The sequence below is a fragment of the Paraperlucidibaca sp. genome, assembly GCF_982810325.1.
Genome location: NZ_CEYEMI010000018.1, coordinates 11,515 through 26,729, shown reverse-complemented (window position 1 = coordinate 26,729; position 15,215 = coordinate 11,515). Strand labels below are relative to the sequence as shown.

15 protein-coding genes are annotated in these 15,215 nt (G+C 54.2%); 14 read left to right on the top strand and 1 reads right to left on the bottom strand.

What is annotated here, in order from left to right; translation table 11 throughout:
• Positions 1–99: 99 nt before the first annotated feature.
• Positions 100–3,129 (bottom strand): Rne/Rng family ribonuclease, encoded by a 3,030-nt coding sequence (locus tag AC3DKE_RS07670; RefSeq protein ID WP_487990342.1) that lies wholly within the window; start codon positions 3,127–3,129, stop codon positions 100–102.
• 563 nt (positions 3,130–3,692) lie between these two features.
• Between AC3DKE_RS07670 and AC3DKE_RS07665 the strand changes: the two genes are divergently transcribed.
• From AC3DKE_RS07665 to AC3DKE_RS07600, 14 genes are all read left to right on the top strand, one after another.
• Positions 3,693–4,652: an RluA family pseudouridine synthase gene (locus AC3DKE_RS07665; protein WP_340675049.1), complete on the top strand. Its 960-nt coding sequence runs from the start codon at positions 3,693–3,695 to the stop codon at positions 4,650–4,652.
• On the top strand, positions 4,645–5,307 hold the full coding sequence (locus AC3DKE_RS07660; protein WP_340675048.1) for an HAD family hydrolase: 663 nt from the start codon (positions 4,645–4,647) through the stop codon (positions 5,305–5,307). The genes AC3DKE_RS07665 and AC3DKE_RS07660 overlap by 8 nt, the downstream gene beginning before the upstream one ends.
• A gap of 9 nt (positions 5,308–5,316) precedes the next feature.
• Positions 5,317–6,282, top strand: a complete 966-nt coding sequence (gene sppA / locus AC3DKE_RS07655) for a signal peptide peptidase SppA (protein WP_340675047.1) — start codon at positions 5,317–5,319, stop codon at positions 6,280–6,282.
• A 61-nt stretch (positions 6,283–6,343) separates the two neighbouring features.
• Positions 6,344–6,856 (top strand): YceD family protein, encoded by a 513-nt coding sequence (locus tag AC3DKE_RS07650; protein ID WP_340675046.1) that lies wholly within the window; start codon positions 6,344–6,346, stop codon positions 6,854–6,856.
• Positions 6,857–6,927: 71 nt separating this feature from the next.
• A complete protein-coding gene (gene rpmF, locus AC3DKE_RS07645; RefSeq protein WP_340675045.1) occupies positions 6,928–7,110 on the top strand; it encodes a 50S ribosomal protein L32 in 183 nt (60 codons plus the stop codon).
• A gap of 13 nt (positions 7,111–7,123) precedes the next feature.
• Complete coding sequence (plsX, locus tag AC3DKE_RS07640; protein WP_340675044.1) at positions 7,124–8,146, top strand: phosphate acyltransferase PlsX; 1,023 nt, start codon at positions 7,124–7,126, stop codon at positions 8,144–8,146.
• Positions 8,147–8,181: 35 nt separating this feature from the next.
• A complete protein-coding gene (gene fabD / locus AC3DKE_RS07635) occupies positions 8,182–9,117 on the top strand; it encodes an ACP S-malonyltransferase (protein WP_340675043.1) in 936 nt (311 codons plus the stop codon).
• 47 nt (positions 9,118–9,164) lie between these two features.
• Positions 9,165–9,908 (top strand): 3-oxoacyl-ACP reductase FabG, encoded by a 744-nt coding sequence (fabG, locus tag AC3DKE_RS07630; protein ID WP_340675042.1) that lies wholly within the window; start codon positions 9,165–9,167, stop codon positions 9,906–9,908.
• Between the two features lie 140 nt (positions 9,909–10,048).
• Complete coding sequence (acpP, locus tag AC3DKE_RS07625) at positions 10,049–10,288, top strand: acyl carrier protein (protein WP_340675041.1); 240 nt, start codon at positions 10,049–10,051, stop codon at positions 10,286–10,288.
• A 72-nt stretch (positions 10,289–10,360) separates the two neighbouring features.
• Positions 10,361–11,599, top strand: a complete 1,239-nt coding sequence (gene fabF / locus AC3DKE_RS07620; protein WP_411730015.1) for a beta-ketoacyl-ACP synthase II — start codon at positions 10,361–10,363, stop codon at positions 11,597–11,599.
• On the top strand, positions 11,596–12,486 hold the full coding sequence (pabC, locus tag AC3DKE_RS07615) for an aminodeoxychorismate lyase (protein ID WP_340675039.1): 891 nt from the start codon (positions 11,596–11,598) through the stop codon (positions 12,484–12,486). Before fabF ends, pabC begins: the two co-directional genes overlap by 4 nt.
• Positions 12,483–13,493, top strand: coding sequence for an endolytic transglycosylase MltG (gene mltG, locus AC3DKE_RS07610; protein WP_487990340.1), 1,011 nt, complete (start codon positions 12,483–12,485; stop codon positions 13,491–13,493). The genes pabC and mltG overlap by 4 nt, the downstream gene beginning before the upstream one ends.
• Positions 13,490–14,149 carry a dTMP kinase gene (tmk, locus tag AC3DKE_RS07605; protein WP_487990339.1) on the top strand — a complete coding sequence of 220 codons (660 nt, stop codon included), beginning with the start codon at positions 13,490–13,492 and terminating at the stop codon, positions 14,147–14,149. Before mltG ends, tmk begins: the two co-directional genes overlap by 4 nt.
• Positions 14,139–15,146: a DNA polymerase III subunit delta' gene (locus tag AC3DKE_RS07600; RefSeq protein WP_487990338.1), complete on the top strand. Its 1,008-nt coding sequence runs from the start codon at positions 14,139–14,141 to the stop codon at positions 15,144–15,146. Before tmk ends, AC3DKE_RS07600 begins: the two co-directional genes overlap by 11 nt.
• Positions 15,147–15,215 lie beyond the last annotated feature (69 nt).

Below are 15,215 nucleotides of genomic sequence, written 5' to 3'. Positions count from 1 at the left end.
GACGTTATCGTCAACGTGGTAATGCTAAAGACAAATTCACAGCCATAAAAATGCCCCGATTACGGGGCATTTTTATGATCTGAGATTACCGCTCTGGCGTTAGCCTTCTGAGGGTGTCTCAGTGGCTTTTGCTTCGGCTTTCAGGCGTGCTTCTTGCTCGCGCTGTAAGCGGCGGCGCACGCGAGGATCATTGCTGGCACGACGCTCAGCTTTCTCGCCTTTGCTTTCGCTAGGAGTTTCTACAACGGCGGCTTCAGGAGCAGCAGCTTCAGTAGCCTCACTTTGCACTTCAGTAGTTTCTGCTGGTGCTTCAGCGGCCGCTTCAACGACTGCTTTCGGTGCTGGTTCTGGGCTTGGCTCAGCCGTTGCTTCAGCTGCGACGAACGCAGCAGGTTCAGGGCTAGCTTCAGTTGCGGCAGCTTTTGTCGCTATCTCTGCTTCTGCTTCTGGCGCAGCTTTTGGGGCTTCTGTTGCAACAACAGTTGCTTCAGGAGTAGCCGACTCGGCAGGCGCAGTGTCGGCAGTTACGACGACTTCCGCCGTAGTACTTGTGGCGACTTCAGCAACGGCAGATTCAGTCGCTGCAGTAGCGTCAGCAGACTCAGTTACTGTAGCAGCTGCTTCAATATCAGCGACCTCGGCAACAGGCTGCTTAACAGCGGCTGACTCAGCTTTCGTTGGTTCAGCGACAGCTGCTGTAGTTGGTTCAGCACTATTTGCTGCAATAACCGGCGCCTCATCTGTGACAGCACTATTTTGCGCAGCCTCATTTGAAGTTGCTGCAACTGTTGCCGCAGTAACGCCAGCAGCAGTTTTGGCTGCTAATTCTTCAGGTACGGGCAGGCCGGCATCAACTAGTACTTGCGGATCGCGCTCGCGTGGTCCGCGTTGGCGGCGCGAAGGATGGCGATTGCGACGGCGGCGCTCTCCGCCCTCGGCATTAGCAGCGGCTGAAGCGATGTTGCCATCGACACTTGCTGTAGCTGCGGTATCGGCTTGAACTGCTTCAACGGCAACTTCACGATTAGCTTCTTTCGCTGCTTCACGATTTGGGTCGCGAGGCGGGCGTGGTGCACGTGGTGGGCGCGGCGGACGAGGTGGGCGCGGAGTTTGCTCGGTACCTTCCGCTGCATCACGGCGTTCGCCACGAGCAGGGCGGCCGCCGTTGCTATTACCATTGCCATTGCTGCCGTTGTCATTAGTGGAGCTATCGGTTTGTGGACGACCACCAGCGGCTTGCAGTTCGTTATTTTGGCGACGCTCAGGCTGACGACCACGGCCTTGGCCACGCCCACCGCGTTGACCGCCATTGTTGTTGCGGTTTTGATTAGAACGATTTTCAGGAACTACGGGCTCAGGCTCGGGCTTGATGCCAAATAGCGTGCTGAAAAAGGTTTTTAGCCAGATCAAAAAGCTAACATTGTTTGCTACTGGCGCAATGGTATTTGCCTTGGCAGCCGGTGCAGCGGTAGCGCGCGCTTCGCGAGGCGCTTGCTGAGTAGGTGCTTGTGTCACTGGCGTGACATTACGCACGGCAGCGACCTGACGTTTCGGCGCCTCGCCATCAACAGCTTCCAGTACAACCTCAAGCGCTGGCGCTTCAATACGCTCAACGAGTTTGAAGCTTGGGCCGTCGTCATCGTTTTCTTCGACTTGGTCATCGCGCAGACGAGAAACTTCGTAGTGCGGTGTGTCCATGTGCGGATTAGGCAAAATCAAGATGCGAACTTTGCTGCGTAGTTCCAGCTCAGCCAAGGTTTGACGTTTTTCATTGAGCAGGAAGGTGGCGACCGATACTGGAACGGAAGCGTTGATTTGCGCGGTACGTTCTTTCAGCACTTCTTCTTCGATCAAACGCATGATCGACAACGCTAGTGAACGCACATCACGAACCATGCCTGTGCCATTACAGCGTGGGCAGACTAAGCCTGTGGACTCTTCTAGCGATGGACGTAGGCGTTGGCGCGAAAGTTCGAGCAGGCCAAACTTCGAGATACGACCCATTTGAATACGGGCGCGATCCATCGTTAATGCTTCACGCAGGCGCTCTTCAACCATGCGCTGATGCTTTGGCGGCGTCATGTCGATGAAATCGATAACTACCAAGCCGCCGCTATCACGCAGGCGCAGCTGACGCGCGACTTCGTCGGCAGCTTCTAAGTTGGTGTTAAGAGCGGTTTCTTCGATGTCACTGCCTTTAGTGGCGCGCGCCGAGTTGATGTCGATAGACACCAAAGCTTCAGTTGGGTCGATAACAATCGAGCCACCCGATGGCAATTTTACTTCGCGTTGGAAGGCAGTCTCAATTTGGCTCTCGATTTGGTAGCGATTAAACAGCGGCACCGAATCTTTATAGAGTTTAATTTTGTTCTGATAATGCGGCATGACTTGCTGCACAAAGCTCATGGCTTCGTTATAAGCCGCTTCGTTATCGATCAATACGTCGTTGATGTCTTGGCGCAGATAGTCACGCACAGCACGAATAATGACGTTAGATTCTTGATAAATCAGGAATGGTGAAGGCTTTTCCGTGCTCGCTTGGTTGATGGAGTTCCATAGCGTGAGCAGATAATCCAAGTCCCATTGCAGCTCTTCAGCGCTGCGGCCAAGGCCAGCAGTACGGACGATTACGCCCATATCATTAGGGATGGTGATGGAGTTCAGCGCGTCTTTCAGTTCTTGACGCTCTTCACCTTCGATACGACGCGAGATGCCGCCGGCGCGAGGGTTATTAGGCATGACCACTAAGTAGCGGCCAGCTAGCGAGATAAACGTGGAAAGTGCTGCGCCTTTATTGCCTCGTTCTTCTTTTTCTACTTGAACGATGACTTCTTGGCCTTCCTGCAACGCTTCTTTGATGCTGATGCGGCCGCCGGCTTCCTTTGGCGACTTGTTGAAGTATTCACGAGCAACTTCTTTTAATGGCAAAAAGCCGTGGCGATCGCCGCCGAAGTCGACAAATGCTGCTTCTAAGCTAGGCTCAACGCGAGTTACGCGGCCTTTATAAATGCTGGCTTTTTTCTGTACGCGGCCACGGTGTTCGAGGTCGAAATCATAGAGGCGTTGGCCATCTACCATTGCCACCCGAATTTCTTCGTCGTGTGTGGCGTTAATTAACATGCGTTTCATGTGCGGCTACCCTAAGGGTTATAGGCCGTCTGAGAAAACGCAGGCAGGTGCACGGCAACAGAACAACACCATGAGTACATGGGTCATTAAGGTTAACTTTTACCGGCCGATCGGGCTAGCTCAAGTCATTGATTCTGTTGTTGGTCATCCGGGTCAGGTACAGGGTGTCTGCACGGAGCTGGGAGACGCGGTTCCATGTCCGTGGACATGGGCCGAAAACAATTCCTGCCTGTGCTACATCTATATGACGGCACTAGGCTGTGTTGTTGGTAAGCGCGTATCGTCAACGCTTACCGGTACTTTGGTGTTACGGCTAGCCGGAGGAGGTGCATGGGTCGGTGGTCAACACTGGGGTTAATACCTCTCAGTAGACCAAGCTCGTGTGCGATTCCCGCCGGACAGCGTCGCTTTGCTTTATACTTCCGCCACCATTTTGCTAAACCCGATGCTTTTGGGCATAAACTGGCAAAATGAGGGTCTTAAATTGCTAAGCGACTCGCTAATATAGCAGTCATCCCCGTGTGCTGCTAGATAAGCGCACCAAATTATCCACAGGCTTGTTCATGCACGCACCCGATAGCTCCGATACACCCGCCGTTAGTTACATCACAGTGGATGCCGCTTATGCCGGCCAACGCCTCGACAACTTTTTGATGACGGCGCTGAAAGGCACGCCACGCACACTTATTTATCGCATCGTGCGTAAAGGTGAGGTGCGCGTTAATAAAGGCCGTATTAAGCCTGATTACCGTGTTGAGGCAGGCGATATCATTCGCGTGCCACCGATTCGCATGAGCGAAGAGGCGCCAGCGCACCGGCCATCGACTGGTTTGCAAAAGCTGCTGGAGCAGCGTTTGGTTTTTGATGAAGACCATCTGATGGTGATCAATAAGCCAGCGGGCCTAGCCGTACATGGCGGCAGCGGTATTTCTGTGGGCCTAATTGAAGCGCTGCGCACCATGCGCCCTGAGCAGGCCGGCAGCCTTGAGCTGGTGCATAGGCTCGATCGCGATACTTCAGGCTTGATCATGGTTACTGGTCATCGACCTTTATTGCGCGCACTTCATGCTCAGCTGCGCGATGGTCAAATGGACAAGCGCTATGTGGCACTGCTTAGCGGTCGTCTGCAAGGCACAACGCACCGCGTTGAAGCGCCGCTATTAAAGGTCGAGCGCCCAGGTGGCGAAGCGATCGTGCGCGTATCGCGTGAAGGCAAGGCGGCGATTACCGTATTTACGGTGCTGGAGCGTTATAAAGACGCAACACTGGTCGAGGCGCATTTGCTCACCGGCCGTACTCACCAGATTCGTGTTCATGCTCAGCATTTAGGTCATGCACTCGTTGGTGATACCAAATATGGCCGCGATGCAGATAATGAGCGCTTTAAAGCCAAAGGCTTGTCGCGACTGTTTTTGCATGCTCGCGACCTGAAGCTGACGCTGCCATCTGGCAAGCGTTTGGTGCTATCGGCTGAGCCCGATGACGACTTCGAGAAAGGTTTGGCGGTGTTGCGCCGTGCCTAAGTTTGACCTAGTGATTTTCGACTGGGATGGCACGGTGATGGACTCAGTGGCGCAGATTGTCAGCAGCATTCAAGCTTCTGCGCGCGATCTTGGTGTCGATGTACCTAGCGAGGCAGCGGCGAAAGATATTATTGGCTTGGGCTTGCCCGAGGCCATGCGCGTGTTGTTTCCGACAGTAAGCGAGGCGGCACGCGAAGCATTACGTCAGCAATATGCCACGCATTTTGTCGCCAGCAGTAATAAGCAAACTAAGCCGTTTGCTGGCGCTGAAGCAATGCTGCAAGGCCTGCGAGCTCAGGAGCTAACGCTTGCTGTGGCCACAGGTAAAAGTCGCAAGGGCTTGGATCGCGTAATGGCCGATACTGGCTGGGCACATTATTTTAAAGCCACACGTTGTGCTGATGAGACGCTGTCTAAGCCTGATCCGCGCATGCTCAACGAGCTGTTGAGCGAGCTGAGTGTGCCGGTGCAGCGCGCCATCATGGTCGGCGATACAACCTATGACTTGGCCATGGCGGAGTCGATTGGCATGGCCTCGGTTGGCGTCACCTATGGCGTGCACAGCGCCGAGCGGCTATTGGCTCACCAGCCTTTGACGCTCTGCCACTCGCTGCCCGAGTTGGCGACTTATTTGCAGCAAACGATTAATCAGTGAGGGTGTGTCATGGCGGAATGGGGCAATGGTCGCGGTCCGCGCGACTGGGCATTGGTTGAGCGCTTTCTTTTAGAAGATTTGAACGATAGACGGCGCGCTAAGCGCTGGCAGTGGATTCGTCGCGGCTTATTTATTGTTGTGGTGGCGCTATTTGCCTATCGCACTATTGGCTCCATGGGTGCCGAAAGCTTTGGCGCACATACCGCCGTCATCACTATTGATGGCGCGATTGCGGCAGATATGCCGGCCAATGCCGATAGCCTGATCGAAGCGCTCGATAGCGCCTTCAGCGCGACTGAGGCCAAGGCCGTGGTCTTGCGCATCAATAGCCCTGGCGGCAGCCCTGTGCAGGCCGATGAGGTCTATCGTGAGATTCGTCGCCAGCGCTTAATCCATCCTGATAAGCCGCTTTATGCAGTGATTAGCGATATGGGTGCGTCGGGTGCTTACTACATCGCGGTGGCGGCCGATAAGATCTACGTCAATCCATCCAGCTTGGTGGGATCGATCGGCGTCATCATGCCTGGCTTTGGCGTGCCTGAGCTACTGCAGAAGCTTGGTGTTGAGGATCGTACTTTGGCTGCAGGTGCACACAAAAATCTGCTTAGCCCTAGCAAGCCCGTGAATGAGATTGAGCAGGCGCATGTGCAGGGCGTGTTGGATGCCGTGCATAGGCAATTTATTGCTGCTGTGAAAGCAGGCCGTGGTGAGCGCTTAAAGGTCAACGACGATACCTTCTCGGGTTACTTCTGGAGCGGCGATCAAGCCATCACGCTAGGTCTGGCGGATGACATCGGTTCCTTGCACTCGGTGGCGCGTGATGTGGTGAAAGCTGAGACGTTGGTGGACTACACCTTGATGCCTAATCCCGTTGATTCAGTGCTGCGCCGTTTGGGTGCTGTGGTTGGCCAAGAGTTCGCTACGAGCCTGCGTCAAACCCTAGGTTTGGAAGCAAGTCGCGTTACGCTTAAATAAGCCACAAATGCAGCAATAGTCCTTTGACAGGGGCGGGGTGAATCCGTATTATCCCGCCCCTATGTCAGACAGCACAATTCCACACATCATCGAACCAGGCAAATGGGCCGATCGCGCAGCAGTGCTCGATGTCGCCATGCCATTAGCGCGTTTTACGCGCTTGCTTGATGGCGCCTTAAGTACAGATGGTGAAGTGACAGTGCATGTCGCGTTTGCTCGCGATGCGCGGCATTTTCCGGTGTTAGCGGGTCGCTTAGAGACCACGCTTTCGTTAGAATGCCAGCGCTGCTTACAGGCCGTTAATGTGCCGATATCGGCACAAGTAAATGTGTTTATGTTGAACGATGACGAGGAAGTTGAGCGTTTATCGGAAGCTGAAGATTTTGTTCTAGCAGACAATGGTGAACTAGATTTCCCAGAGCTGCTGGAAGATGAACTGATCTTGGCTTTGCCATTAGTGGCAAACCATGAGGACTGTGAGCCAGCAGTGCCGTTAGTTGACGACACCGTAGCCGAGCCCGAAACGTTGAGAGAGAACCCATTTCATGTCTTAGCGAGCTTGAAAAAGCACTAAGACGCGAAGTGACACCAAAGTGAGACTGCTGCAGTTAAGCAACAGTCGTGAGTAAAATGCCGGAGTAAACCATGGCCGTTCAACAGAACCGTAAAAGCCGTTCACGTCGTGACATGCGTCGTTCGCATGATGCCTTGAATGGCCCAACCCTGAGCGTCGATCAGACCACTGGTGAATTACACCGTCGTCATCACGTCACCAAAGATGGCTTCTATCGCGGTCATCAGCTCTTTGGCGTAAAAGACGAAGCATAAGACGCAGTAATCTATGTCGATTACGCTGGCGGTTGATGTAATGGGAGGCGACTTCGGTGCCTCCGTTACTGTGCCAGCGGCGTTAAAAATAGCCGCCATTGCCCCCGACGTGAGTTTTTTGTTGGTGGGTGATGAAGCGGCTATTTTGCCATTTCTGGAAAAAACTCCAGATGCTCTGCGCAAGCGCATGAGCATTGTGCACACCAGCGAATTTGTCACCATGGACGATAAAGTCTCGGTGGCGCTGCGTCAGAAAAAGCGCTCTTCCATGCGCTTGGCTGCTGAAGCCGTTCGCGATGGCCACGCTCAGGCTTGTATCTCTGCGGGCAATACCGGCGCGCTCATGGCCGTTAGTCGTTTTGTGCTAAAAACCCACCCTGCAATAGACCGCCCAGCCATCATGACGGCCCTGCCAACGCAGCGTGGTCATGTTCATATGCTTGATCTCGGCGCCAATATTGATTCTGAACCTGCTCATTTGCTGCAGTTTGCTCGTATGGGCTCGCTTGTGGCGGGCGCGCTCGATGGCCATGCCAGTCCGCGCGTGGCACTGCTTAATATTGGCGAAGAAGAAATCAAGGGCAACGACCTCATCAAGCAGACGCATGAGCTGCTGCGTAACTCCGGTCTAAATTACATCGGCTATATCGAAGGCGATGGTGTTTTCCGTGGTGAGGCAGAAGTGGTTGTCTGCGATGGTTTCGTTGGCAATATCGCGCTGAAAAGTTCTGAGGGTGTGGCGAAAATGATCGCCGCCATGATTAAAGTGCAGATTAACCGTAATTGGCTGACCAAAATCTTAGGCGCTTTGGCTTATCCCATTTGGCGTGGCTTGAAGTCACAAATGGACCCCGGTCGCTACAATGGTGCCAGCCTCGTTGGCCTCAATGGCATTGTCATCAAAAGCCATGGTAGCGCCGATATCTCCTCCTTTGCGCATGCGCTTGAAGTCGCTATGTTAGAAGTGCGCAAAGATATTCCCGGCCTCATCTCGCGACGCTTTAGCGAAGCCGAGAGCAGCGCCGCTAGCGAATAGTAATAACTCATCTATTCATATAAAAAGGACCAACTATGACGACGACTGCATGGGTATTCCCAGGTCAAGGCTCGCAAAGCATTGGCATGCTTGCTGATTTAGCCGCTAGTTATCCCATTATTGAAGCGACCTTTGCTGAAGCTTCAGCCGCCTTGGGTAAAGACCTGTGGGCATTGGCGCAAAACGGCCCTGAGGCCGAAATGAACGCCACTGAAAACACTCAGCCCTTATTGCTCGCCGCAGGTATTGCCGTTTGGCGTGCGTGGAAACAAGCGGGCGGCCCTGCACCAGACTATTTAGCCGGTCATTCTTTGGGCGAATACACCGCACTGGTTGCCGCCGAGGTGATCTCACTGGCCGATGGTGTGCGCCTAGTCGCCGAGCGTGGCCGCTTGATGCAAGATGCCGTACCTGCAGGTGAAGGTGCGATGGCTGCGATTTTGGGCCTCGATAATGAGCAAGTCATTGCCGCCTGCAAAGCCGCTGCCGATGGCGACGTCGTTGCCGCGGTTAACTTTAATGCGCCCGGCCAAGTGGTTATTGCCGGCAGTGCCGCAGCGGTTGATCGTGCCATTATTGAGTGCAAAGCAGCTGGCGCTAAGCGTGCCTTGCCGCTATCGGTGAGTGCTCCGTCGCATTGTGCCTTGATGCGCCCTGCGGCAGACGAGCTAGCTAAGTGCTTCTATGCACTGACATTTAACAAATCGGTCATCCCTGTGGTGCAAAATGTTTCGGCAAAAGTGGCCAGCGATACAGCGACGCTACAGGCGGCATTGGTCGAGCAGCTCTATAGTCCCGTGCGTTGGGTTGAGTGCGTTGAGCATCTGAGTGCCTTAGGCGTAACGCAAATGCTTGAAAGTGGCCCGGGTAAAGTCCTCACGGGCTTGAATAAGCGTATTGATAAAAATATGACTCATTGGTCACTAGATTCAACCGAAGGTATGACTGCTGCGTTAGAATCACTTTGCTAAGCTAAGACGATCGGCTTGAAAGTTGTTTTTGAGCCAGAGGATTAAATATGAGTGAGTCAGAAAAAGTAGCGCTAGTCACTGGCGCTACACGTGGCATAGGTCGAGCAATTGCTTTAGCCCTTGGTCAACAAGGTCATACTGTCGTTGGCACTGCGACCACAGCCGAAGGTGCTGAACGCATTAGCGCTGCATTTGCTGAGGCTGGCGTAAAAGGCAAAGGCGTCGTGCTCAATGTTGCTGATGCTGAATCTATTGATCAGACCATTGCCGCGATTAACGCCGAGTTTGGTGCACCACAGATCGTGGTCAATAACGCTGGTATCACCCGCGATAACCTCATGCTGCGCATGAAGGCCGATGAGTGGGATGACGTTATCAATACCAATTTATCGGCGATTTTTCGCGTTACCAAGGCATGCCTTAAAGGTATGACCAAGGCGCGTTGGGGTCGCATTATTAATATCAGCTCGGTGGTTGGTTCCATGGGTAACCCTGGACAGGCCAATTATGCCGCTGCAAAAGCTGGGCTTGAAGGCTTTAGCCGTGCCTTGGCTGCTGAGATTGCTTCGCGCAACATCACGGTCAATTCCATTGCACCAGGCTTTATTGAAACAGATATGACTCAGGCTTTGCCGGAGGCGCAACGCGAGTTGTTACTCAAGCAAGTGCCGGCAGGTCGTTTAGGGCAACCGGAAGATATCGCCTCCGCGGTCGCGTTTTTGGCCTCAGATGCGGCGTCTTATATCACTGGAACCACGCTGCACGTCAACGGCGGCATGTACATGGCTTAACATAAGGCTATGAAATTCCTACATAAGTTGACTGAAACAACTACTTACGGTTTGACGGCAGGCTGTTCTTGCCAGCCACAAGTCGCTTCACTAGACTTAGTCGCGACTTGTCGGCCTAACCGACATCACAGGAGATAAACGTGAGCACAATCGAAGAACGCGTCAAAAAAATCGTTGCCGAACAACTGGGTGTTAAGTTGGAAGAAGTAACTAACGAAGCTTCATTTGTCGATGATTTGGGCGCTGACTCGCTGGACACCGTTGAATTGGTGATGGCGTTGGAAGAAGAATTTGAAACAGAAATCCCCGATGAAGATGCTGAGAAAATCAGCACCGTGCAAACGGCCATTGACTATGTTACTGCGCACAGCAAGCAGTAAGTAGTTTGTGTAAAAAGCCGCAGTAGCGTTTGCGCTCCTGCGGCTTTTTCGTGTCAGAGAGTGGAGAAATACATGGCAAAGCGTCGCGTAGTGGTCACAGGTTTGGGCATGCTTACCGGCCTTGGCGCCAGTGTAGAGTCGACCTGGCAGGGCATTAAAGCCGGTCAAAGCGGTATACGCACGGTCACGGATTTTGATTGCAGCGCTTTGACTACTCAGTTTGCCAGTCAAGTGCCTGATTTTATTGTCGATGATTATATGCCTGCGAAAGAAGCGCGGCGCATCGATGGCTTTATTCAGTATGGCCTCGCAGCAGGCTGTCAGGCCATGAAAGACTCTGGTCTTGAGATTACAGAGGCTAATTGCGACCGTGTTGGTGTCTTGTTGGGCTCGGGTATTGGTGGTTTAAACACTATTACATCTACCCATACGAATTTACTTGAGGGTGGCCCACGCAAAGTGTCGCCATTTTTTGTGCCTGGCTCCATCGTCAATATGGCAGCGGGCATGTTGGCTATTCGCTTTGGTCTTAAAGGGCCAAATCTTGCGATCGCGACAGCCTGCACGACTGGTACTCACAGCATTGGCATGGCGGCACGCATGATTGCCTATGGCGATGCCGATGCCGTGCTTGCTGGTGGTGCTGAGAAGGCCGTTAGTTTATTGGGTTTGGCGGGCTTTGCTGCACCGCGCGCGCTATCGACTCGCAACGATGACCCTGCAGCTGCCAGTCGGCCATTTGACCGCGACCGTGATGGCTTTGTCATGGGCGACGGCGCTGGCGTGGTGATGCTCGAGCTGCTAGAGCATGCACAAGCTCGTGGCGCCAGAATTTACGCTGAGCTTGTGGGTTTTGGCATGAGCGAAGATGCCTTTCACATGACTTCCCCCGTTGAAAATGGTGCCGGTGCAGCAGCGGCCATGCGTAATGCGTTAAAAGATGCTGGGCTGAATCCTGAGCAAGTGGACTATATCAATGCGCATGGCACTTCAACTTCAGCCGGCGATGTCGCTGAGTCGCTTGCCATTGAACAAGTGTTTGGCGACCACGCTACAAAACTGGCAGTAAGCTCGACGAAATCGATGACTGGGCATTTGCTCGGTGCAGCCGGTGGCGTAGAGGCGATTTTCAGTGTCTTGGCGATACGTGACCAGATCGTGCCGCCAACCATCAACCTCGATAATGTCGACCCACAATGCCGTCTCGACTATGTGCCTAATACCGCGCGTGAACAGCGTGTCGATGTTGTGGTATCGAACTCTTTTGGCTTTGGTGGCACCAATGCCTCGTTGGTGTTTCGGCGTCTGTGACGCAGCTAACGGTGAGCGTCTGGCGCGGCGCTGAGCAGCTCGATGCCATCGCCAGCGATGATCGCAGCCTGCGCTATGGCGATGGCCTGTTTGAGACCGTACGAGTCTTGGCAGGCAGGCCAGTGCTCATGGAGCAGCATTGGGCGCGCCTTAGCGTAGGCTGCGAGCGTTTAGGCCTGCCAGATGAGTCCATTTGGCGAGCTCATGTAACGTCATTTTTAGCTAATCGCCACCATGGCATCTTGCGAATTCAAGTCAGCGCCGGCTCCGGCGGCCGTGGCTATGCTCGCCCTAGCATCTGCCGGCCGGTATTGATATTGCATTGGTTCGATGAGCCGATGCCGCCACGCGATTGGGCGGAACAGGGCATTTGCATGTCTGAGGCTAGTCTACGATTGGCCGAGCAGCCAGCGTTGGCGGGCATTAAACACAGCAATCGACTCGAGCAAGTGTTGCTACGGCAAGAGCTCAGCGCTACGCCTGAATGCCAAGAAGCCGTGGTATATGACCAGTCTGGGCGCGTTATCGAAGGCGTGTTTAGCAACCTATTTTTTGTCCGCGATGGTGAATTACACACGCCAGCGTTGGGCCGATGTGGCGTGCGTGGGGTGCTTCGTGATGCCTTGCTTGATGCTTGCTCAGAGCATGGTATAGCCGCTGTTGTTGGGGATTTTACGCGAGCAGACTTACTCAGCGCCGACGCCATTTTCTTCGTTAATAGCGTCAATGGGTTGTGGCCGGTGCGGCGTTGGTTATCAGGACAAGAGCAGCTCATACCCGTTGGTTCGAGCAATGAAAGCGCCACTAGCCACGATAAGGCTTGGCGAATCGATGCAATCACCCGACAATGCCAAGACATCATTGCCCCGTGGTTTGCTAACGCATGAGTACACTCGCTGCCCCAAAAAAGCCGATTCGTAAACGCCGCTGGTTGTTAATGGCTGTTTTGGTCGTGCTCGCTATTATTGCCTATCGCATTTTTCTGCAATCGGTCACCTTGCCCACCGAAGGTGTGAAGCTGCGCGTGGCGCGAGGCAGTCACTGGCAGCAAGTCGCCACTCAGCTCAGCGATCAAGGCATTATTCACAGCCAATGGTCCTTGCGAGCCTATCTGTTTTTACGACCCGGCGAAGAAGTTTTGCTGCCGGGCGTATTTAACTTTCGCCCACCAATGACGCTTGAGCAGCTGGTGTCACGGCTATCGCAGGCTCCCGATGGCACGCCGGCGATGCTGGTGATCGAGGGCACGCGTTACAGCGACTTGCTGGCGACTATTGCCGCACGCGATGACGTGCGCCATGGCGTTGCCGAAATGACAGACGAGCAGGTATTGGCGGCCATAGGCGCAGAGGAGTCACATCCCGAAGGTTTGTTTGCACCTGATACCTATGTGATGGATGACGACTCTCGTGATATCGATATTTTGCGCCGACTATACCTGCGTCAAAAACGTATTTTGGCGGCAGAGTGGGCTGCGCGCGCGCCTGACTTGCCCTATAAAACGCCTTATGAAGCGTTAATCATGGCGTCGATTATTGAAAAAGAAACCTCACGCAATGATGAGCGCGCGCGAGTAGCCGGTGTTTTTGTGCGCCGCATGAAAATTGGTATGCGCCTGCAAACCGACCCCACCGTGATCTACGGCATGGGTGAGGCTTTTCGCGGCAATATCTCGCGCAAAGACCTGCGTGCAGCCACCGACTACAACACCTATCGCATTGATGGTTTGCCACCGAGCCCGATTGCTTTGCCGAGTCGCGCATCGATTCATGCCGCGATGCATCCTGCCGAGAGCGATGCGATCTTCTTTGTTGCCGATGGCAAGGGCCGTCATATTTTTTCCGCGACGCTAAAAGAGCATAACAACGCGGTGAATAAGTATCAGCGCCGATGAGTAAGCATCATTCGTGGCCACGTTTCATCACTCTAGAGGGCGGTGAGGGCGTTGGCAAAAGTACCAATCTCGCTGCTATGGCTGAGCTGCTGCGCACGACAGGCCGTGAGCTGGTGGTCACACGTGAGCCCGGCGGTACGCCATTGGCGGAAACTATTCGCGAATTATTGCTGGCGCCCCGCGATGAAAAAGTTGCGCCCGACGCCGAGCTACTATTGCTCTTTGCCGGTCGCGCACAGCATTGGCAGCAAATTATTTTGCCAGCATTACAGCGCGGTGCTTGGGTGCTCTGCGATCGCTTTTTAGATGCTACTTACGCTTATCAAGGTGGTGGCCGTGGCCTCGATGTGGGGTTAATCGATAGCCTCGCTGAACTCGTGCTAAAGGCGCAAGGTCCGGCACTCACCTTGCTGCTTGATGTTGATGTCGCCACCGGCATGAGTCGTGCCGTTGAGCGCGCCGCACTTGATCGCTTCGAGCAAGAGCAGCTGAGTTTTTTTGAGCGCGTGCGCGTCAGCTATTTAGCACGCGCTGAGGCTGAGCCTGAACGCATGAAGCGCATTGATGCAGGCCAAGCATTGGCCGCTGTGCAGCGCGATGTCGCCAGTGTCTTATCGGCCCATATTGCCCATTGTGAGATTCACCATGTTGACTGATGTATACCCTTGGCAGCAGGGCATTTGGGCCTCGCTCAATCGGTTATTGAATGCCGAGCGCCTGCCGCATGCCATGCTTTTTGCAGCTCCTGCGGGCACTGGCAAGCGCCGCTTGGCCGATGCCTTTGCCGCGCGCATGTTGTGCCAAACGCCAGCGCTTGATGCCGCTTGTGGCCAATGCCGAGGCTGCCAGCTCTTAGCTGCCGGCACGCACCCAGACTACTACGTGCTCAGCCCCGAAACCGATGGCGATAAAGTCAGCAAAGTCATCAAGATTGATCAGGCCCGCGCCGTTGTCAGCTTTGCTTCGCAAACGGCGCAAATGCAGGGTTATCGCGTCATCATCATTGATCCCGCCGATGCGCTGAACACCTCATCGGCCAATGCCATGTTGAAAACCTTGGAAGAGCCCGGCCAGCGCTGCGTATTTTTGCTGCTGACTGATCAGCCCACGGCTTTATTGGCGACTATCCGTAGCCGCTGCCAGTTGCTGCCGTTGAGCTTGCCTGACGAAGAGGATGCGCTAGCGTGGCTGCGCCCGCAGCTGAGCGTGCCGGCGATGGCCGAGACATTATTGGGCTTAGCACGCGGTGCGCCGTTAGCGGCATTGGCCTTGAGCGAGTCACCGTGGTTTGTGCAGCGCCAGCCTATTCTCGATGCCTTGCTGGCGGTGGGCAGTGGCACTGAGCAGCCATTAACTGCGGCTCAGCAATTCACTAAAATGAATCCGATTGAGCAAATCACCGCCTGGCAAAGTCTGCTCGATGATGCCGTGCAGCAAGGCTTAGCGCCAGAGTCACCGGTACGCCATAGCGATCTGCCATCGTTGCAAAAGCTCGCTGAAATCAACGCGCAATGCTTGCTAGAAACACTGTGGCAGGCCGTGGAAGCGCGCCGCCTGCTCGATGACACCAACGTTGCTGCCGCGACTATTCTCGATAATCTCTGGTTGCATTGGGCGCGTGCAACTCGTCAAGGAGGCCATCATGTTCGTTGATAGTCATTGCCATTTAGACATGCTCAAACTCGACCGCCACGATGGCTCGTTGGCGCGCGCGCTGGATGC

Coding starts and splice junctions, on each gene's coding strand:
- AC3DKE_RS07665 (WP_340675049.1), top strand. CDS start 3,693: ATGCACGCACCCGATAGCTCCGATACACCCGCCGTTAGTTACATCACA.
- rpmF (WP_340675045.1), top strand. CDS start 6,928: ATGGCCGTTCAACAGAACCGTAAAAGCCGTTCACGTCGTGACATGCGT.
- sppA (WP_340675047.1), top strand. CDS start 5,317: ATGGCGGAATGGGGCAATGGTCGCGGTCCGCGCGACTGGGCATTGGTT.
- AC3DKE_RS07670 (WP_487990342.1), bottom strand. CDS start 3,129: ATGAAACGCATGTTAATTAACGCCACACACGACGAAGAAATTCGGGTG.
- plsX (WP_340675044.1), top strand. CDS start 7,124: ATGTCGATTACGCTGGCGGTTGATGTAATGGGAGGCGACTTCGGTGCC.
- AC3DKE_RS07600 (WP_487990338.1), top strand. CDS start 14,139: ATGTTGACTGATGTATACCCTTGGCAGCAGGGCATTTGGGCCTCGCTC.
- fabD (WP_340675043.1), top strand. CDS start 8,182: ATGACGACGACTGCATGGGTATTCCCAGGTCAAGGCTCGCAAAGCATT.
- fabF (WP_411730015.1), top strand. CDS start 10,361: ATGGCAAAGCGTCGCGTAGTGGTCACAGGTTTGGGCATGCTTACCGGC.
- tmk (WP_487990339.1), top strand. CDS start 13,490: ATGAGTAAGCATCATTCGTGGCCACGTTTCATCACTCTAGAGGGCGGT.
- fabG (WP_340675042.1), top strand. CDS start 9,165: ATGAGTGAGTCAGAAAAAGTAGCGCTAGTCACTGGCGCTACACGTGGC.
- AC3DKE_RS07650 (WP_340675046.1), top strand. CDS start 6,344: ATGTCAGACAGCACAATTCCACACATCATCGAACCAGGCAAATGGGCC.
- mltG (WP_487990340.1), top strand. CDS start 12,483: ATGAGTACACTCGCTGCCCCAAAAAAGCCGATTCGTAAACGCCGCTGG.